A 19,219-nucleotide genomic window follows, 5' to 3' on the forward strand; every position below is an offset into this window, starting at 1 on the left:
GGGCCGTGGTGTGACGGTTCAGCCGGCCGCCGCCGTCAGGGCCGTGGTGTGACGGTTCAGCCGTTCGCCGCCGTGAGGGCCGCGCGCAGGTGGCCGTCGGACTCCTCCAGCAGCCTGGCCGCCGTCGCGCCGTCGACGTCGGCCAGGAGGGCGAGGATCGCGTTCTTGACCTCGCCGTCCGTGGCGGTCAGGGCCCGCTCGATGTCCTTCTCGGCGGCGCCCGTGGCCAGGGCGACGATGCGGTGGGACCGGGCGCGGAGCTTGTCGTTCGACGCGCGGACGTCGACCATCAGGTTCCCGTAGGTCTTGCCCAGCCGGATCATCGTGATCGTCGAGAGCATGTTGAGGACCAGCTTCTGCGCCGTGCCGGATTTCAGGCGGGTGGAGCCGGTGAGCAGCTCGGGGCCCACGACGATCTCGATGCCGTGGTCGGCGGCGGCCGCGAGCGGGCTGCCCGGGTTGCAGGCGAGGCCGATGGTGAGGGAGCGGCGGGCACGGGCGTGTTCGACCGCGCCGATGGCGTAGGGGGTGCGGCCGGAGGCGGAGATGCCGACCACCGTGTCGTCGGGGGTCAGGGCGAGGGCCTTCAGGTCCGCCTCGGCCAGTTCCCGGGAGTCCTCCGCGCCCTCCACCGAGGTGACCACGGCGTCCCGGCCGCCCGCGATCAGGCCGACGACCCGGGAGGGGTCGGTGTTGAACGTGGGCGGGCACTCGGAGGCGTCCAGGACGCCCATCCGGCCCGCCGTGCCCGCGCCCGCGTAGACCAGGCGACCGCCCCGGGCCATCCGCTCCGCGACGGCGTCGATCGCGGCGGCGATCTGCGGCAGCCGGGCCGCGACCGCCCCGGCGACGATGGCGTCCTCGCCGTTCATCAGCCGGGCGATGTCGAGGGTGGGCAGCCGGTCGATGTCCGCGAGTTCCGGCCGGAAGGCCTCGGTGGTCAGGGACTCCAACTCGGTCCTGAGGTCACGGGGGCTGGAGGTGGAGGTCATGGACGGCTCTTTCCGTGTCTTTCCGGTGCTGGGCGGGGCGGCTGCCTCAGGGACGATGCCGGTGGGCCAGCGCCTCGTACGAAGCCGACAGCGCCGGCGCCGCCGTCTCGTACGTCCGCTGCGCCACCCCCACGAACAGGCAGTCCACCACGAGGAGCTGGCCGGTCCGGGACGACATCGCCGCCGGGCGTAGCTCGCTCTCGCGTGCGGTGGACGTGGTGAGGACATGATCGGCGTACTGCGTGACCGGGCCGTCCGGGCGGCCGGTGATCGCCACCGTCGTCGCGCCGCGCTCGAAGGCGACCCGCAGCGGCTCGATGACGTCGCCCGTCGCCCCGGAGTGCGTGACGGCGATCGCGACGTCGCCCGCGCGCAGTTGCACGGCGTTGGTGACGGCGAGGTGCGGGTCGCTGTGCGCGTGGGCTATCAGCCCTATGCGCAGCAGCTTCTGCGTGAGGTCCTGGGCGACCAGGCCGGACGCCCCGACGCCGTACACGTCGGTGCGGCGGGCCGTGGTCAGCGCGGTGACGGCCGCGCCCAGTTGGACGGTGTCGAGCCCGGCGGCGGTGTCGGCGAGGGTCTGCTGTTCGTCGTAGGCGAGCTTGGCGACCACGTCGGCGATCGGGTCGTCCACCGCGATGTCCGTCGTGATGGCCGGGGCGCGGCCCGACTGCTGCTGCGCGGCGAGGCCGGCGAGCGCCAGGCGCAGATCCCGGTAGCCCGGATAGCCCAGCAGGCGGGCGGTGCGTACGACGGTCGCCTCGCTGGTGCCGGTGAGTTCTGCGAGGCCGGTGACCGTGAGGGCCGCGCAGCCGGCCGGGTCGCCGGCGACGGCCTCGGCGACGCGCTGCATGGAGCGGGTCATCGACGGGCCCAGCGTGCGGACCTTGGCCGCGAGGGCGGCGGGGGCGGGCGGGGTGCTCGTCCCCGAGGGGCCGCCGCGTTCGCGGGCGAAAATTTCCTTCACGTCTCGGGTCACGCTTGAAAGATATTTTCGGGGCGGCGACGGGGTCAAGAGTGCGCACAATGGGTGCATGGAACCCATCAGCCCCCTGGAGCAGGCGCTGCACGCCGCGCGCGCCCTCGTGCTGGCCGACCTCGTCGCGGGACGCGTCGCCGACGCGGATGTCGTGTCCCTGGTCGAGGAGTCCGTCAAGCAGCGCCGATGGTGGGTCGAGCAGTGGCCCGAGGGCGCCCGGTACGTGGCCGGCCTGGTCGCGCAGGACGTCCAGGACGCCCTGCTGGAGCGGTACGGCCGCTGGCCGCTGTGCCCGGTGTGCGGGGTCGGCGAGCCGCACGCGCTGGACGTGGAACCGGAGTTGGGGGCCGACCCGCACTGGGTGTGTGGCGAGGCCGGCGTGAAGGTCGCCGCGGTGGGATCGCTGAGCGAGGCCATCGGCGGGACGGCGTCGTCGTGAGGCGCTCGTGACGATCTACATCGACCCGCCGACCTGGCCCGGCCACGGCCGCCTGTGGTCCCACCTCGTCAGCGACGTCTCCTACGACGAGCTCCACACCTTCGCCGCACGCCTGGGCGTCCCAAGCCGGGCCTTCGAGCGCGACCACTACGACATCCCCGACGAGCGGTACGCCGACGTGGTGGCCGCCGGGGCCGTTGAGGTCAGCAGCCGCGAGGTGGTGCGGCTGCTGCACGCGGCGGGACTGCGGCGGCCCAAGGGGCGCTACCCCTCGCGCGGTTCGCGCAGCTCGTAGGCCAGGTGCTCGGGGTCCTCGGCGGGCACCTGGGTGAATCCGGCCCGGGCGAGCACGTTCTGCGAGGGCAGGTTGCCCCGCTCGACCATCGCGGCCACGGTCCGCACCCCGTCCTGCTTCAGCGCCCAGGCCGACAGCGCGCGCAGCGCCTCGGTGGCGTAGCCGTGTCCGCGGGCGCCCTCGACCAGGTCGTAGCCGATCTCGACCCGTCCCGCCTCGTCCGGGACGCCGTGGAAGCCCATGGCGCCGAGCGCGCGGTCGTCATCGCGCCGGACCAGCACGTACATGCCCCACTCGGGCCGGTGGACCCCGTCCTCGTACTGCTTGTAGACCAGCCCGGCGCCGACCCGGGTGCCCTCGACCGGGCCGCCCTCGATCCACGGGTAGCCGCCGTCGCCGACCGTGGCCAGGTCGGTGGCCGCCGCCGGGGTGACGCCCTCCAGGGTGAGCCGCTCGGTGCCGATCACCAGGTTGTTGTTCCAGCGCCACCCGGTCACCGGGGCGCGGCCGGGCGGTTCCGCGCGGCCGGTGGCCCACAGCAGGGCAGGCCACGGGGTGGGGCCGGGCTGGACGTGCGGGAAGATCCGGCTGAGCACGAAGTCGCACAGCTCGGGCGCCGGTTCGTACGACAGCCCCAGCCCTTCGCAGATGTCGTGCGTGTGCAGCAGCACCTCGGCCACGCCCATCGCGGCGAACCCCTCACGGTTCGCGCTGCGGAACGGGTAGGGGTGGAAGGCCCGTATGTGCCGCGGGGCGGTACGGATCGCGGCCGCGAGCAGGGCCCCCGTCGTGCCGATCACCCGCAGCACGTCCGCGTTGCCGGTGCCCTCCTCCATCGAGAGCAGGAACGGCGAGTACCCGTCCTGCTCCCGGCCCGCCAGCTGCCCCGCGTACGCGATGAGGTCCTCGGCGATGTGCACCGCCGTCTGCCGGCAGTCCCAGTCGAGCCGCCCCGCCCGTACGCCTTCCCAGTCCCGCTCGGCGACCGCCCCCAACAGCCCCACGCACTCGGCGACGGCCTGCTCCACCTGTTCCGCTCCCGTTGTCCACATGGCGGGGAGGCTACGAGACGGTGGGAGATTCCGGCGATGGGTTTTCCGAGGCGGGGAACCAGTCCTCGATCTCGTGGCGCATGCCGAGCTCGGTGGCTTTGAGGGCGGCTTCGCGGAGCGTCTTGGTGGCTGACATCGCTGCGACGGCCAGGGTGACGAGGGTGAGTGGTGCGTCGTCGGGGCGGGACGCAGTGGTGAGGGGGGCCTCCTCGGTGGTGAGGGCGCCGATCAGATCCTTCTCCAGTTCGCGTTCCCTGGTCCAGGCCTTGGAAGGGGGTACGACGTCGTAGCCGAAGTCGTTGAGTGAGGCTGCGGCGTGGTCGCCTGTCGCATGGACGGCTGCTGCAGGAACAGGGCCGTAGGAGGAGGGGTCATGCACCATCCCGAACAGCAGGAACGTCGGGTCCGTATCCTGCACCCGCGATGCCGCCCGAGCGGTGATGGAGCAGCTGAAGCCCCACGTGGAGAAGGAGTCGATCGCTTGGGTCAATTGCAGGCCAGCCAGTTGCGCACAGTGCGCCACACGACTCACTTCCAGCGGTCGGTTGGTGTCCAGCCTGACATTGCTGTTGTTCACCAGAGCGATGTCCATTGCGGACGGGAGCCGGTCTTCTTCCGCGGGTACGGTCGCCACGACAAAACCGAGTTCTTGCAACCGGGCGGCCACGTCGTGTAGAGGCTTGTGGGCGCGACGGGCGACAGCAGCGAGGTAGAGGAGCGAGACCTCCTGGTCCACCCAGGGACGGTGACCCTTGTAGTGGAGGAGTGCCCGGTCCTCCTCGACCAGTTCTGGGATTTCCGACGCGCCCGACGGCATCTCGAACCCGAGGCTCTCGAGGAACTCTGCGACATGCCCCACGTTCGTGTCTGCCTTGTGCGCCACCGAGATCAGCTGTGCTCGGGAGACGCGGGAAAGGGCCTCCAGCGAAGGCGGAGCGGCATGTGCCGACCACAGGTGAAGGATGATCTGCCGTTCCTGGACGGTCCATCCGTCCCGGGACAGGAGCCCTTCAGGCACGGTGAAGCCCAGTTCCTGTAGACGCCGCGCGGCCTGATCGGTGGAGCACGTGGCGCGCACCGCGCTGGCGCAGATCTGCGCCACGGAGAGTGATGCCCCGGGAAGCAGCCAGCCCGATGAGCTGCCCGCCCTTCGCAGGAGGGGGAGGTCCGCGCATTCCGCGTCGGCACATCCCCCCAGGGACGCGACTCTGTAGTCGAGAGCGGCTACTCGACGGACGACGGTTGCTGGCGGGAGGTTCGCGCGTTGGCTCAGATCGAAAACGTGGGCGGCACTGACCTGCTCGGCCGGGTCCCGCCACTGGAACAGCGCACTGAAGAGCTTCACGGGGCGCTGCCACGGATACTGCCGCGGCCACTCACGCCACGCCGAGTCCCACCGGGGGAAGCGATCGTAGAGATCTCCGGCGAACAGCATCAGGTCCGACGGTCGCGCTCGCAGTTCGTCGGAGGCGTCGTGTTCGGGCAGTGAGATCGGACCACCGATGCCCGTCCGGTACAACGTGCGAAGACGCCAGCGCAGGACCGCGGTCGGCATGGTGTGAAAGAACCGGGCCGCTGAGGGCTTGTGATGCTCCGGGTACCTGCCGGTCACCAGCGGGAGGAGGGCTGCATCCGGGGGGAAGTAGCCGACCTCGCTGAAGGGAAGCGAGACATCGCCGATCCGCCATTCCAAGTTCGCTCGGCATGCCAGTTCAGCGACGAGGTCACCGAACCGGATCGTGCGGCCGCTGACGTCCGCCAGCCACTCGGCCGTGGGGAGGGAGAGGCCGGGGCGGGCGAGACTGGGCGCCGCGGCGGTCATGACGGCTCGCACGTGTTCTGCGTCAAAGGAGCGAACCTTGCAGCGGTCCACCGTGAGTACCGGGGCGTGTTCGCCATGCAGGTTCATGACGATGCCGTACGGGAGCCCAGCGGGCCTTCTGCCTGCCGGTCTGTCGAACTCTGTCAACAACCCGTCCGACAGGATGATGCCGTGATGGTCGACCCACCAGAGGTCGGGCGAGTCTGAAGGGAGACACACGTAGGGCCCGAACCGATTGTTCGGCTGAAGCCTCGCGAGCTCCGTCTCAAGAGCGATCCGCGACAACTCGCCTGGCGCCCAGCAGTGCTCCCGAGAGTGATGCACCGCTATCGTCCGATAAGGCGCGACCCACAGCAACCGCTGCAACGCCTCCACGCACGACACTCGTTTGCCCTGCCGCGACAGCAGCAACCGGACCGTCGTCCCCGGCTCATTTCCCTCCCCCAGATCCTCCACCCGGAACAGATTCCCCGGCCCCGCGATCGTCACTTGGAGGAGACGTCCGGGGCGGCCGTCGCGGCCCATGCGGCACGTGCGGACCACGATCTCGTCGGCCAGCATGAAATAGCTCAGGACGCCGATGCCGAAACGTGAGTTGGGGTACAGGCGGAGCTTTGGCTCGGGGAGTTCGCTCCAGGCGATCTGTTCCTCGATGTACTCGGGGAGGTCGACGAAGCGGGTGCCGCCCTGGGAGAAGACGCTGCCGAGTTCGTTGATGCCCATGCCGATGCCGTTGTCGCGGCACTCCAGGTAGGGCCGACCGTCGGAGCCGACGCCCTGGACGAAATCGATCCGGCCTTCAAAGGGGGCCGCGGCCCGTCCGGTGCGCTGGAGGTACTGCGTGCGGCAGTCCCGGTAGCGCAGCGCGTCCAGCGCGTTCTGGTACAGCTCCCGGACCGCGAGCTCACGGTCGCCGTAGAGCTGTTCGCCCATGAGGAGTTCTTGGACACGGTCCTCGGCGAGCTGGAAGCGGATGCCGTCGGAGAACTGGTCGGGGCTGTTGCCGTCGAGGCGTACCCGGCTGCCGTCGGCGTAGGGCGGCAGCGCACCGAGCGCGGTCAGGGCCGGATTGCCGCCGCGGTTGATCTCCCGGAGCAGGGCGTCGACGCGGGTGGCGTGTTCCCGTAGCGCGATCTGCACGGCCGGGTGGGTGCACACCGCGTTCAGGGATCGGCCCACACCGGAATGGCGCCAGTCGGAGCGGCGCACGGTGGCAAGGAGTTCGGGCAGATCGACGCTGTCGTAGATGCCGATGTGCTCCACGACGATCTCGGGCAGGTCGACGGGGTCCACGGCCATCGCGTAGGCCGCCTTGAGCAAGGCGGAGACCAGGTGGGTACGCACTTCGTGCTCGTCGCCCGTGGCGGCCGCGATGACGTCGTGCTCTTCGTGGGACGTTCCGCCCGCGGAACGGGTGACGGCCCGACGCACGGAGAACGGTGCCGTGCGGTGCTCCTTCAGCAGCCGCATCAGGCGGTCCGCGGAGAGTGCGTCAGCCACCCAAGGGGGCTGGTCCGAGCCCCCCGCCACCTCGCCGAGAAGAGACTTGAGAGCCTCCGCCGCGTACAGTTCCGGCTGCTGGATCAGCCAGCGGTGAAACTGCCACCAGCGGATCCGCTCCACAGAGCCGCGCGCCGCCGTCCGGTCGTGCAGGGTGAGCAGCCGGCGCTTCAGACGCGGGAAGCCCTGGCCGAACTTGCGGAAGCGGATGTGGTCCGGCCCGTCGGCGCACAGGTCCGTGCCGAGCACGCCGACCCGTTGTGCGGCCTCCTGGGCCCAGAAGGCCTGCTCGACCAGGGGCAGCAGGACGGCCAGCGCCGCCTCGGACGGGGACAGGCGCTCGCCGTCGGCGAGCAGGCGGGTGAGGAAGCCCAGTCTGACGTGGGTGCGCTGCGCCAGTTCGGCGTCGTGCCAGGGATCGTCGCGCAGGGCGGGCGTGGTGCTCTCGTACGCGGCGGCGAGCCGGGCCGCCAGGGCGGCACAGGTCTCCTGGAGGTGCTGCCGGGCGGGCCCGTCCGGGGTGCGCTGCCAGATGGGGTGCCGTTCCGCTGAGCGGATCCAAGGGTGGGCCTCGGTGCGGCGGTCCGGGCCCGGCAGCAGCGGGAAGTCCTCCCTGCCGGGGGCGGCCGCGGTCTCCGTGACGACGGTGACCTGCTGGGGCGCGCGTGTCTTGCCGTAGGCGCGGTGCAATTCCTCGACCCGGGTCTGGATCCGCGCTGCGAACTCGTGCAGACGCAGGGCGTGGGGGCCCGCCGCGATCGTGTCGGCCACGGCACGGGAAAAGAGACTGAAAGACTCGCCCGCCTGTGTACCGGGGTCGAAACCTGGCCGGACCGTCTCCTTCTCGCCGACGAACAGCGCGAACTGGGGTGCTGTGCAGGCGTGCACGTACGCCACCTTGCGCCGCAGCGCGTTGGCCACCTTGCGCCGGGGCCAGGGCTGGACGCCGGGCGGCGCCGCCATGGTGTCGCGGTCGATGCCCTCGCGGCAGGCGTCGACGAGGAAGACGACATGGGCCGCGGCGGAGTCCTCCAGCTCCCGCTCCCAGCCGATCTCGATGCAGCTGTCCGCGAAGACCCCCACGTCGAAGGTGGCGTCCTCAGGGATCAGGAAGTCCTTGCCTTCGAAGTGCTGCCCGTGTCCGCTGAGCAAGACCAGCAGCGTGTCACCCTGGGCCGCGTCACGCAGGAAGGCGCGGATCCGGCCGTTGACGGTGTTCGGGGTGATGCCGCGCTTGCTCTCGACGATCTCCGCCGACTGGAACCCGCGCTCGACCAGCACGTCCCGGACCCGCTGCAGGTCGTCGCGGACGAACGGCAGGTCCTGGATGCGTGGGTCGTCATAGTCGCTTGCTCCGATGAGCAGCGCCTTGTGCTGGGGCATACGCGGCGGGTCAGACGGGCCGGACCGTGGCGACCCTCGCGGGCGTGGTCGCCGCTGTGCTCCGGTTCGCCGCGCTGCCGCTCATGCCATCCCCCTGCCCCTCGACCGTTCGTCCGACAACTTTAGTTCACGGGGCGGTTGTCGCGTCCCTGGTTGAGCAGTGTTCTCAGGGGCGCTTGAAGACCAGGGTGAGTCCGCGGGTGCCCTGCATCTGGCCGGTTCCGAGGAGCTGGATGCCGCCGCTCGCAGTGACCTGGATGGACAGTTGGGCTTCAGCGAGTGGGAGGGTGCCTCCCCGAGCCGCGGCGTCCGCGAACAACTGCTGGAGAGCGTCCACGGTCTCGGCGAGGTTCTTGCGCAGGGGGCCCAATGGGACAGAGCGCAGGGCCGGTTCGCCGTTCCCGCCGCCGAACAGGCCCATCGAGTCGTCGTCTCCCTCCTCGGTGATGGTGACCCAGAACGGCAGGCTCGGCTCGATGACGTCGGGCTCGTTGGTGTTGTCCATCCGTGTTCCCTCCCTGTTGGCGCGGTGCGCCCAACCCTAGGGCGCGGAGCGTGAGTCGGAAGGCGAATCCTCGAGCAGCTCCAGCTCTGACCGCAGGTTGTAGCGGGCCGTGGCCTCCCACGCGGAGGTGCCGTGCGGTGTCCTGAACAGGCGGGGAAGGTCGAGGAGTTGGCGCAGGATCGCGGCGCGGCCCTCACGGAAGGCGTCGTTCGGGACGAAGTGGTACTCCTCGCGGACGGCCGCGGTGTAGGCGGCGTACGCCGACGGGGGCGAGGCGAGGATCGCGAGGTCGGCGTCGCACAGGACCTGGCCGTCGGGGTCGTCGTCGGCGGGGTCGTGGGTGACGGTGAGCCGGACCAGGCGGGCCACCTCGGCGGTCTTCGCGCCGGGCACGCCTGCTTCGGCGAGGGCGCGTTCGGCGAGGCGGGCCGAGCGCTCCTCGTTCTCGGAGCGGTCGGGCAGGTAGACCGCGTCGTGGAACCAGGCGGCCAGCCGGACCACGTCCGGGTCGTGCGCGTACCGCTGGAGTTCGTCGACGCGGTCGAGGACCGCGGTGAGGTGCCCGACCGTGTGGTAGCGGCGCTGGGGCTCCTGCCAGCGGGTGAGCAGGTTGTCGGCGTACGGCAGCGGGTCCGGGCCGCCGGCCGGCCCCCGGGTCGCTTCCAGGGTGCGGGCGAAGCGGGTGCGCAGGGAGTCGATGTCGGCCATGGGGGCATTCTCCCGCTGAGCGGGGACAGACCCTAGCGTAGGGGTCATGACGACTCCTGCTGATGTGCCTGACGTACGGGACCCCGAGCAGCCCGGGCGGCTGCTGACGATCGAGCGTGACGCGCTGATCCCGCTGCTGCGGGACCGGGCCGGGGAGGACTTCGCGCTGCCTGTCGCCGCGTGCCCGGGCTGGACGGTGCGGGACGTGCTGGCGCACTGCTCGGCCGCGCTGACCCGGGTGGCGGAGGGCAGGTTCGAGGAGGGCGTGTTCTCGCCCGAGGCCAACGACCGGGACATCGCGGACCGGGCCGGCTGGAGCGACGTGCAGGTCGTCGACGAACTGGACCGGGGGATGGGCGCGGCCGGGCCCGCGATCGCCCGGGCCGGCGGCAGGCTGGACGGCCTCGCCCTCGGGGAGTGGGTGCATGCCGGGGACGTCCGCGACGCCCTCGGCGAACCGGGGGCGTACGGCGGCGCCGGGCTGCCGGACGCGCTCGCGCTGCTCGCCCGGATCACCCGCGAGCGGGGGCACGTGCCGCTGCACGCCGACCTCGACGACCTGGACGAGCCGCTGCGGCTGGGGGAGAGCGGCGGGGAGCGGACCCCGGGCCGTTTCATCGGGGACGGGCCGACACTCGTACGGCTGTACGCGGGGCGGCCGGTCGACGGGGCGCCGGCGTTCGAGCTGGCCGGGGTGGAGGCGAAGGAGCTGAACATCTACGGCTGAGGCAGGGCTCGGGGGCTTCGGATCCGGCGGGAATGGGCAGCGTAGTCTTTGATTGGACTAGACCTGTCGCCGAACGCCGGCGCCCGTCCGACGAAGGGGCCCCATGAGCAAGCGTGCAGTCCTGGAGGTGATCGCCCTCGGCGTCGAGGACGCGGTCGCCGCCCAGGCGGGAGGCGCGGACCGCCTCGAAGTGGTCACCGACATGGCGGCCGACGGGCTCACGCCGCCGGCCGCCACCGTCGCCGGGATCCGCCGGGCGGTCGACATCTCGCTGCGGGTGATGCTGCGGTCGGCCGACGGTTTCGGGGCGGGGGATGTCGACCGGCTGGTGCGTGCGGCCGGTGAGCTGCGGGAGGCAGGGGCGGAGGAGTTCGTCCTGGGGTTCCTCGACGCGGGTGGGGTGGTCGATCTGGCCGCTGTGGAGCGGGTCGTGGGGGTGCTGGACGGCTGCCCCTGGACGTTCCACCGCGCGATCGACCGGGCCGCGGACCGTGACGCCCTGCGCAAGCAGTTGGACGGGATGCCGGGGCTGGACACGTACCTGACCGCGGGGGCGTCGGGTGGGGTCGACGACGGGCTTCCTGTGCTGCTTGCCGAGGCGGGGCGGGCGGGGGAGCCGGGGTACGAGCAGCGGTTGCTGGTGGGGGGTGGGTTGCGGCTGGAGCATGTGCCGGTGCTGTCGGAGGCCGGGGTCGGCGGGTTCCATATCGGTGGGGCGGCTCGGCCGCGGGGGTGGGACGAGCCGGTCTCTGCCGAGGCGGTGGCTGAGTGGCGGGCTGCGGTGGACGCGTCTTGAGGAGTGCTCGGCGTGGGGCTGGGGCCGGGGCGCAGCTCGGCGCGACGAGGCGCCTCCCCCAAGCTCTCCGAGTAGGGGGTACCCCCAGCGCCCACCCTCCCCAAGCTCTCGGCTTCGCTCGAGCAGGGGGACCCCCATCGCCCCCAGCGGCACGCATGCTCGCAGCTGGGCGCCCCCCCGACCCCTAAGCCAGTTGGGTCGGCAGTGAGGTCGTGTGGGTCACCGTCAGGCCCGATACCGCCCTCGTCAGCGCCACATACAGGCGGCGCAGGCCCGTTCGTTCGTCCGGTTCGCCGTCGACCACCGCGCGGGGGTCGTCCAGGACGACGTAGTCGTACTCCAGGCCCTTCGCCAGCGATGCCGGGACCAGGGTCAGGCGGGTGTCCTGGGTGGTCTCCTCGCCGGGGCCGAGGTACGGGATGCCGGCCTCCGTCAGGGCCTCCGCAAGCTCGGGCACGCGGGCGTCCGCCGCGATCAGGCCCGTCGAGCCCTCGTGGCGCAGCGACTCGCGGCAGGCCTCGACCACGTCCTTGCCGCCGGAGACCGGCCGGACCTCGAAGTGGCCCGGGTTCTCGCGGATCGACACCACCGGCGTGAGGCCCGGGGCGATGTGCGGGAGCAGCCGGGAGGCGTAGGTGATGACGTCCGTCGGGACACGGAAACCGGCCGTCAGTTCCTCCACCAGGGCGTCCTGCTTGCCGAGGTGCTCCAGTGCCTCCTGCCAGCTCCGGGTCGCCCAGGGTGTCGTGCCCTGCGCCAGGTCGCCGAGGACGGTGGCGCTGCCGGTGGTGCAGCGGCGGCCCACCGCCCGGTACTGCATGGGGGAGAGGTCCTGCGCCTCGTCGATGACGACATGGCCGAGCGAGTGCGTGCGCTGGATCAGGTCGGTGGCCTCGTCGATCAGGACGGCGTCCGCGGGCGACCACTTGGCCGACTTCACGCTGCGCGCCGGTTTCGCCCACAGCACCGCCTTCTGCTCCTCCTCGTCGAGGATCCCCGCCGCGTGTTCGGCGAGGAACTCCGCGTCCGACAGCAGTCGCAGCACCAGCTTGGCCGGGTCGACGGCCGGCCAGACCGCCTTGACCGCCGCCTTGACCGCGCTGTTGCGGGCCACCGCGTCCTGCACGCGGTCGTCCGGCGCCTCACCCGACCGCTCCATCTGCACCAGCACGGCGTGCGCGATGCGCTGCGGCAGGGCCTCGCGGGCGGCGCCGTAGCGGATGTCGCGGTCGAGCAACTCGCGGACGAGCTCTTCCAGTTCGTAGGCCGGGACCCGCCAGCGGCGGGAGCCGCGCACGACCACGACCGGCTCGGTGGGCATCGTGACGTGCGAGTAGAGGGCCCTGCGCAGCACCTGCGCCAGCCGGGCGTCACCCTTGACGACGGCGGCCGTCGCGTCGTCCGTGCCCTTGATCTCGACGTGGGCGACGAGGTCGTCGACGGTGGCCTGCTGGACGGCCAACTCGCCCAGCGCGGGCAGGACTTGCTCGATGTAGTGCAGGAACGACCGGTTCGGGCCGATGACCAGCGTGCCGGTGCGGGCGAGCCGCTCGCGGTGGGCGTAGAGGAGGTAGGCGACCCGGTGCAGGCCCACGGCGGTCTTCCCGGTGCCCGGGCCGCCCTGCACGCACACCGTGCCGGAGAGGCCGGACCGGACGATCTCGTCCTGCTCGGGCTGGATCGTCGCGACGATGTCCCGCATCGGGCCGACACGCGGCCGCTCGATCTCCTGCTGGAGCAGCTTGCTGGTCCGGGCCGCCTCACCCGGGTCGGAGAGGTGCTCGTCCTCGTACGCCGTGAGGTCGCCGCCCGTGTAGCCGAAGCGGCGGCGCAGCGCGATGTTCAAGGGGTTCTTCTTGGAGGCCCGGTAGAAGGGCTGCGAGACCGGCGCGCGCCAGTCGATGACCATGGGGTCGCCGTCGTGGTCGTGCACATGCCGTCGGCCGATGTAGAAGCGCTCTCCTGCCGCGCCCTCCGCCTCTTCGGCGCCGGGGGCGTGCAGGTAGTCGAGCCGGCCGAAGAACAGCGGGGTGCCGCTGAGGTCGGCGAGGGCCTTGATGCGCTTCTCGATCTGGTGGGCCAGCGCCTCGGCGTTGACCCAGTTCGCGGTGACGTCACTGATGTCGAGGGCCTCGACGCCCTCGCGCATGGCACGCAGGGCGGAACGGGACGCGGAGAGGTGGGAGCGCTCATGCGCGAGCGGGTCGTCGACGGGCGTGGACAAGGGGGTGCCTCCGGAGGACCTGCAGAAGAGTGGGCGGTGAGATACCGGCCGGTTTCCGTCCGGTCGGCGGCACTCCGTGGCGGAGGCGGGCAAGAGCGGAGATCTTAGAGGAGCGGGAGTGCCGGCCGCGAACGGTTTTTCACTCCCCGTCCCCTCGTCCCCTCGGCGCGCCCTCGTCCCCTCGGAGCCCCCGTCCCCTCGTCCCCTAGGGGACGGAGCCCTCCTCCCTGAGGGGGCCGGGTCACCCCAGGGGCGTACACCGGCCGCCGGAAGGTTCGGTCCCGAGACCGACGCGGGCTTTACGGACGAAAACGCACCATGGAGACATGAGCGCAGCAACCATCTTCCCCGCCCCGGCACCGGGCCGCCCGCCCGGCGCCACCGCCGTGGCAGGCAGCCACCGCCACCGCCTCGGCGATGCCCTGCGCGCCGTCAAGGTCTTCGCGGGCGCCGCCTTCGACGTGGTCGTCCTAGGTCAGTACGGAGAGGAAGTCGGCGTGGTCCGCCGCAAGTGAGCGGACCGGCCCGTCAGTTCTCCGCCAGCAGCTCGTCCGCGTCCATGATCCGGTACGCGTAGCCCTGCTCCGCCAGGAAGCGCTGGCGGTGGGCGGCGAAGTCCTGGTCGATGGTGTCCCGGGCGACCACCGAGTAGAAGTGCGCCTGATGGCCGTCGGACTTGGGGCGCAGGACCCGGCCGAGGCGCTGGGCCTCCTCCTGCCGTGAGCCGAAGGTGCCCGAGACCTGGATGGCGACCGTCGCCTCGGGCAGGTCGATCGAGAAGTTCGCGACCTTCGACACGACGAGCACGCTGATCTCGCCCTCCCGGAAGGCGCCGAACAGCTTCTCCCGCTGCGCGTTCGACGTCTCACCCTTGATCACGGGCGCCCCGAGGTGCTCGCCGAGTTCGTCGAGCTGGTCGATGTACTGGCCGATGACGAGGATCTGCTGCCCCGCGAAGCGGCGGACGATGGCCTCGGTGACCTTCCGCTTGGTCGCGGTGGTCGCACAGAAGCGGTACTTCTCCTCCGTCTCGGCCGTGGCGTAGGCGAGCCGCTCGGAGTCGGTCAGGTTGACCCGGACCTCCACGCAGTCGGCGGGCGCGATGTAGCCCTGCGCCTCGATCTCCTTCCACGGCGCGTCGAACCGCTTCGGACCGATCAGGGAGAACACGTCCGACTCGCGGCCGTCCTCACGCACCAGGGTGGCGGTCAGGCCGAGCCGCCGGCGCGCCTGGAGGTCGGCGGTGAACTTGAAGACCGGCGCGGGCAGCAGGTGCACCTCGTCGTAGACGATCAGACCCCAGTCCCGCGAGTCGAACAGCTCCAGGTGCGGGTAGACGCCCTTCCGCCGGGTCGTCAGCACCTGGTACGTGGCGATCGTGACGGGCCGGATCTCCTTCTTCGTCCCGCTGTACTCGCCGATCTCGTCCTCGGTGAGCGACGTGCGCTTCACCAGCTCGTGCTTCCACTGCCGGGCGGAGACGGTGTTCGTGACGAGGATGAGGGTGGTCGACTTCGCCTGCGCCATCGACCCGGCGCCGACCAGGGTCTTCCCGGCGCCGCAGGGCAGGACGACGACGCCCGAACCGCCGTGCCAGAAGTTCTCGACGGCCTGCTTCTGGTACGGCCGGAGCGCCCAGCCGTCCTCGGCCAGCTCGATGTCGTGCGCCTCGCCGTCGACGTACCCGGCGAGGTCCTCGGCGGGCCAGCCCAGCTTCAGCAGCGTCTGCTTGATCTGGCCGCGCTCGGAGGGGTGCACGACGACCGTGTCCGGGTCGATACGGGTGCCGACCAGCGGCGCGATCCGCTTCGACCGCAGGATCTCCTCCAGCACCGGGCGGTCGGTGGTGGTCAGGACCAGGCCGTGGGTCGGATGCTTGGACAGGGTGAGACGGCCGTAGCGGTCCATCGTCTCGGCGACGTCGACGAGCAGCGCGTGCGGTACGGGATAGCGGCTGTACTGCACGAGCGCGTCCACGACCTGCTCGGCGTCATGCCCCGCCGCGCGGGCGTTCCACAGGCCCAGCGGGGTCACGCGGTAGGTGTGGATGTGCTCCGGCGCCCGCTCCAGTTCCGCGAACGGGGCGATGGACCGGCGGCAGTCGTCGGCCTGCTCGTGGTCGACTTCCAGGAGCAGGGTCTTGTCGGACTGGACGATCAGCGGACCATTCACGCGCGGCACCCTTTCTACGGCCGGAGGGCTCGGACGGCTCGACAGTGCGATGCCTCGGCCAAACGTCCAGTGTGCCTGATCAACCGCGTCAGGTGGCCGCGTCGGGCGGTGTGATCTGCGCATCCGGTCGCACCGGGTGCTGTTCGCGACCGCCGCCGACCGGACCGCCCGGCTCTGCGGTGCCCGGGCCGCCGGCCGGCCCGACGCGGAGCCGGCCGCTCTCGACGATCACCCCTCCTGATCGTCGACGAGGTCGGCTGCACGCCCTGCGACGCGGCGCCGGGGGCCTGCTCTTCCACCGCTGCGAAAGGGCCTCACTCACCAGCGACCGCCCCCTCGGCCGCTGGGACGAGGTCTTCGGCCCGTCCGCCCCGGCGAGGACGGACCGCCTCGCCCGTCACGCCGAGATCGTGCGGCTGGACGGCGACAGCCACCGCACCCGCCGCGCTACTTCAACGTGGGCAGACTGACGTTCTGGACGAGCGGGCCCTCGATGGAGACCCCCTCGGTGACCAGCGGTTCCACGGCGGCGGCCGGCAGGGGCAGCGGCAGCGCGGGGGCCGCGGCGGCCGAGGACGCGAGCACCCCCACGAGCGCGACGGCACAGACGGCGACGGCGGGCAGGTTCTCACGCATGGGGTGGCAGGGCCTTTCACGGGCTGAGGGGCGGAGGACACCGCACCGCGAGCCGGTCCGGGACGCCTGGACCGGCCCGACGGGTGCGCGGGAGCGGATCAGATCTGCGGTGTCTCCAGGACGAGACCGGCGACATCGATGCTCACCGCGGAGGCCGGGGTGGCGAGCCCACCGAACGTCATCAGGGCGGCGGTGGCGAGGACGGCGGCGACTCGACGGACAACGCGCATGCGGGGCACTTCCTTTCGGTCAAGCTCACAGGACACCCGGTGGCTGCCCCCGCGCAGCCGGCGTGATGCGGCACGCCTGGGAAGCTCGCCCGAGCGTGGGACATCCCCGGTGTGGCGTGCATGAACGCCCGCCTGCACCCGAACGGGTGACACGGGCCGCGAACCGCCGTCAGCCCGCGTCGCCGGCCAGCTCCGCGACCCCGGTGATCCGGTGCAGCGGATACGTAAGGACCTCGTCCGCGGTGTGGTCGTACGCCGTGACGAAGCCGCCCTCGACGCGGACCGGGGCGATGACCCGCTGGCTGGCGGAGCCCTCGGCGTTGACGTAGCCGATCCACAGGGCCTCGCCGGTGAGGACGGCGGCCTGCATGGTGGCGAGGGTCTCGGCGGCACCGGTGCGGGGCAGCTCGCCGGCGGCCACCGGGGCGGAGCCGGGCTTGCGCGGGGTGGTGGAGGCGAGATCACCGGCCCGGATGGCGCGCAGCGCGGCCGACAGAAGGGTGTCGTCGGGGACCGGCGGGCCGTCCGGGACCGGCTCGGGCGGGGTGCGGGGCGGGGTGCGGTGGGCCAGGGCGCGGGTGATCAGCACATCACCCTCGGCGGACTCGGCGGCCGGCGCGAACCCCAGCGCCCGCAGGCCTTCCAGGAGTCCCGCCGGATCGGCCTGCGCGGCCAGCACGGTCGGGGCGAGCCGGCGCAGCCCGAGCCCGGCCGAGCGCTTGTCGGCGAGGATCTCGCTGAGCACCGCGTCGTCGTCGCAGCGCACGTACGCCGAGGCCGCGCCGACGCGCAGATGGCCGTGCCGGCGGGCCACGTCGTCGATCAGGTACGTCAGCGGCTGCGGCACCGGCGTGCGGGAGTGCGCGGCGAGGAAGGCGTGCAGGTCGGAGGCGGCCTGCCCGGAGTCCAGCGCCCGCCGCACCGAGCCGGGCGTGAACCGGTAGACGGTCGCCCCGCCCTTGGACTCGACGTCCGCCAGCACGCCCAGCATGTCCGCGAGCGGCCGCCGCAGGGGCCCGGGCGCCACCGCCGTCAGGTCGGCCTGGAGCAGCACGTGGTCCAGCGGCTCGGGCAGCAGCGGGGCGACCAGCCGGGCCGCGGCGGCGGAGGCGACGGCCTGTTCGGCGGGGGAGAGGGGAGCGAGCGGGGCGGGTCGGTGATGGTGGTGGACGGGCAGCTTGTCCCCAGGGCCGGAGGGCTCCGCCGCCGGGCTCGGCGCGGGGGCCGCGGGCGCGCCCAGCAGCGCCCTGCCCTGGGCCGACAGCGCGCCCCGGCCGGTGACGCCCAGCAGCTCCGCCTCGGACAGGGCCCACTCGGCGAGCCGGCCGCGCAGGTCGTCCTCACGCCGGTCGCCGCGCAGGGGCCGCTCCCAGCGCAGCCGGGCCAGCACCGACCCGGCGGCCGGAGCGGCGCCCTCCGGCAACCCGGCCAGCAGCGCCAGCACCCGATGCCGTACCTCGGGCGCCGCCGAGCGGTCCAGACCCGGCCCGAGCGCCGACAACGTACGGTCCTTGGCGTCCCGCCCGCCCACCAGACCGGCCGTCCGGGTCGCCGCCAGCCACGCCGTGACCAGCCGCGACCAGCGCTCGGCGGGGGGCTGCTCCAGCCACTCGTCGTACGCCGGGGTCGCCGCGTACCGCTCGTCCGCCTCGCCGTCCGAGGCGATCAGGCCCGCCGCGTACGCCAGCTCCACCCAGAACGCGGCGGCCGGCTCGGGCACGTCGAGGGCGACCGCGGTCCGCTTCAGGTCCCGCACGCTCAGCCCACCGGCCCGCATCACCGCCGGACCGCCCTCGTCCCAGTCCTTCAGCAGTTCCTCTACGGTCGCGAGCGCGGTGTACGCCTGCCCGGCCGCGGCGCTGTCCACAACCTGTGGACGGTGAACGGTCGCCGCCTCCACGACCGGCGGCACCGGCTCGGGCACCCGGTGCGCCAGGCCCCGCCGCAGATGCAGGGCTACCTCGCGCGGCAGGACGACCGTCCCGGGCGCCGTCGGAAGCAGCAGTCCGCGGTCAAGCAGCCAGCGCAGCCGGGCCGCCGGATCGGCGGTGACCTGCCCGTACGGCGGCCCCCACACCAGGCGTTCCAGCACCTCGACGGAGTCCGCCGGGGCGCCGGCGAGCAGCGCGGCCATCCGGGCCCGGTCCGTGAACAGCCCGGCCAGGGCGGTCACGGCGGAGACCGAGTCGTGCGTCGAGGCCAGCCCGGCGGTCGCGACGATCTCCTGGATCCGCCCCGGGGACATCCCCGCGGTGGCCTCCCGCACGGTCGGGCCGAGCCCCGTCGGCGAGGGGTGCTGCGGCGAGGGGGCCAGCAGCTCGCGCGCCGTGCGGACCAGCCGCAGCCGGTCGTCGTCACCCCACACCAGGGCCTGCTCGCGCAGCAGGTCGACGGCGTGCGGCAGGGCCGCGACGACAGCCGGGTCGGCGTCGTCCCCTGCCATGAGCCCGAGCAGTTCGCCGTAGTCCGCCGGGTCCGCCGCCACGGCCAGCGCCTCCGCCGTCTGCAGCGCGAACCGGTCCAGCCGCTCCAGGGCCCGCACGACCGAGGCACGGGTACCGGCGCGGGTCGCGAGCTGGGTCAGGTCGGTGGGGACGGGCGTGATGAGATCCGGACGGCTGCGCAGGAGCGCGCCCAGCGCGGCGTCGCCCCGCGCGCGGAGCGCTTCCGCGAGGGAGCGGGGGGCCGGGGGCCTGTCCTCGGTGCTCATCCGGCCCACGGTAGCGGGTCGCCCCCGGCGGCCGGGGGCAACTGTGAGC

At 72.5% G+C, this 19,219-nt stretch carries 17 protein-coding genes; 6 read left to right on the forward strand and 11 right to left on the reverse strand.

Features of this window, described 5'->3' with window-relative positions; translation table 11 throughout:
• Positions 1-56: 56 nt before the first annotated feature.
• Both murQ and ACFY9S_RS15990 read right to left on the reverse strand, forming a co-directional pair.
• Positions 57-992, reverse strand: coding sequence for an N-acetylmuramic acid 6-phosphate etherase (gene murQ, locus ACFY9S_RS15985; RefSeq protein WP_391128124.1), 936 nt, complete (start codon positions 990-992; stop codon positions 57-59).
• A gap of 46 nt (positions 993-1,038) precedes the next feature.
• Entirely contained in the window at positions 1,039-1,971 is a 933-nt protein-coding gene (locus tag ACFY9S_RS15990) for an SIS domain-containing protein (RefSeq protein ID WP_391128127.1), read from the reverse strand.
• A gap of 55 nt (positions 1,972-2,026) precedes the next feature.
• Here ACFY9S_RS15990 and ACFY9S_RS15995 point away from each other — a divergent pair, with 55 nt between their 5' ends.
• Both ACFY9S_RS15995 and ACFY9S_RS16000 read left to right on the forward strand, forming a co-directional pair.
• Complete coding sequence (locus tag ACFY9S_RS15995) at positions 2,027-2,410, forward strand: hypothetical protein (protein WP_391128130.1); 384 nt, start codon at positions 2,027-2,029, stop codon at positions 2,408-2,410.
• A gap of 7 nt (positions 2,411-2,417) precedes the next feature.
• Entirely contained in the window at positions 2,418-2,705 is a 288-nt protein-coding gene (locus ACFY9S_RS16000; RefSeq protein WP_391128133.1) for a DUF4031 domain-containing protein, read from the forward strand.
• Here ACFY9S_RS16000 and ACFY9S_RS16005 read toward each other — a convergent pair.
• From ACFY9S_RS16005 to ACFY9S_RS16020, 4 genes are all read right to left on the reverse strand, one after another.
• Positions 2,675-3,733: a GNAT family N-acetyltransferase gene (locus ACFY9S_RS16005; RefSeq protein ID WP_391128789.1), complete on the reverse strand. Its 1,059-nt coding sequence runs from the start codon at positions 3,731-3,733 to the stop codon at positions 2,675-2,677. The genes ACFY9S_RS16000 and ACFY9S_RS16005 overlap by 31 nt on opposite strands.
• Before the next feature lie 34 nt (positions 3,734-3,767).
• Positions 3,768-8,462: a caspase family protein gene (locus tag ACFY9S_RS16010; RefSeq protein WP_391128136.1), complete on the reverse strand. Its 4,695-nt coding sequence runs from the start codon at positions 8,460-8,462 to the stop codon at positions 3,768-3,770.
• A 166-nt stretch (positions 8,463-8,628) separates the two neighbouring features.
• Complete coding sequence (locus ACFY9S_RS16015) at positions 8,629-8,967, reverse strand: hypothetical protein (RefSeq protein WP_391128139.1); 339 nt, start codon at positions 8,965-8,967, stop codon at positions 8,629-8,631.
• Positions 8,968-9,003: 36 nt separating this feature from the next.
• Positions 9,004-9,675 (reverse strand): hypothetical protein, encoded by a 672-nt coding sequence (locus tag ACFY9S_RS16020; RefSeq protein ID WP_391128142.1) that lies wholly within the window; start codon positions 9,673-9,675, stop codon positions 9,004-9,006.
• A 46-nt stretch (positions 9,676-9,721) separates the two neighbouring features.
• Between ACFY9S_RS16020 and ACFY9S_RS16025 the strand changes: the two genes are divergently transcribed.
• Entirely contained in the window at positions 9,722-10,402 is a 681-nt protein-coding gene (locus ACFY9S_RS16025) for a maleylpyruvate isomerase family mycothiol-dependent enzyme (RefSeq protein WP_391128145.1), read from the forward strand.
• Positions 10,403-10,505: 103 nt separating this feature from the next.
• Positions 10,506-11,198, forward strand: a complete 693-nt coding sequence (locus tag ACFY9S_RS16030; protein WP_391128148.1) for a copper homeostasis protein CutC — start codon at positions 10,506-10,508, stop codon at positions 11,196-11,198.
• A 184-nt stretch (positions 11,199-11,382) separates the two neighbouring features.
• Here ACFY9S_RS16030 and ACFY9S_RS16035 read toward each other — a convergent pair whose 3' ends face one another.
• Positions 11,383-13,422, reverse strand: coding sequence for a UvrD-helicase domain-containing protein (locus ACFY9S_RS16035; RefSeq protein WP_391128151.1), 2,040 nt, complete (start codon positions 13,420-13,422; stop codon positions 11,383-11,385).
• A 326-nt stretch (positions 13,423-13,748) separates the two neighbouring features.
• On the opposite strand from ACFY9S_RS16035, the gene ACFY9S_RS16040 reads away from it, so the two are divergent.
• Positions 13,749-13,937 carry a hypothetical protein gene (locus ACFY9S_RS16040; protein ID WP_102913497.1) on the forward strand — a complete coding sequence of 63 codons (189 nt, stop codon included), beginning with the start codon at positions 13,749-13,751 and terminating at the stop codon, positions 13,935-13,937.
• Between the two features lie 13 nt (positions 13,938-13,950).
• On the opposite strand, the gene ACFY9S_RS16045 is transcribed toward ACFY9S_RS16040, so the two are convergent.
• Entirely contained in the window at positions 13,951-15,594 is a 1,644-nt protein-coding gene (locus ACFY9S_RS16045) for a DNA repair helicase XPB (RefSeq protein WP_391128155.1), read from the reverse strand.
• A 287-nt stretch (positions 15,595-15,881) separates the two neighbouring features.
• Between ACFY9S_RS16045 and ACFY9S_RS16050 the strand changes: the two genes are divergently transcribed.
• The gene (locus ACFY9S_RS16050; protein WP_391128792.1) at positions 15,882-16,064 is read left to right on the forward strand and encodes an ATP-binding protein; all 183 of its coding nucleotides are present in this window, start codon (positions 15,882-15,884) and stop codon (positions 16,062-16,064) included.
• On the opposite strand, the gene ACFY9S_RS16055 is transcribed toward ACFY9S_RS16050, so the two are convergent.
• The 3 genes from ACFY9S_RS16055 to ACFY9S_RS16065 form a co-directional block, all read right to left on the reverse strand.
• Positions 16,042-16,230, reverse strand: a complete 189-nt coding sequence (locus ACFY9S_RS16055; RefSeq protein ID WP_391128158.1) for a hypothetical protein — start codon at positions 16,228-16,230, stop codon at positions 16,042-16,044. The two genes, ACFY9S_RS16050 and ACFY9S_RS16055, sit on opposite strands and share 23 nt — an antisense overlap.
• A gap of 98 nt (positions 16,231-16,328) precedes the next feature.
• A complete protein-coding gene (locus tag ACFY9S_RS16060; protein WP_257784341.1) occupies positions 16,329-16,460 on the reverse strand; it encodes a hypothetical protein in 132 nt (43 codons plus the stop codon).
• A gap of 169 nt (positions 16,461-16,629) precedes the next feature.
• The gene (locus ACFY9S_RS16065) at positions 16,630-19,170 is read right to left on the reverse strand and encodes a helicase-associated domain-containing protein (RefSeq protein WP_391128161.1); all 2,541 of its coding nucleotides are present in this window, start codon (positions 19,168-19,170) and stop codon (positions 16,630-16,632) included.
• Positions 19,171-19,219: the final 49 nt, after the last annotated feature.

It is taken from the genome of Streptomyces sp. NPDC012474 (genome assembly GCF_042955185.1).
GTDB classification, from domain to species: Bacteria; Actinomycetota; Actinomycetes; order Streptomycetales; family Streptomycetaceae; genus Streptomyces; species Streptomyces cahuitamycinicus.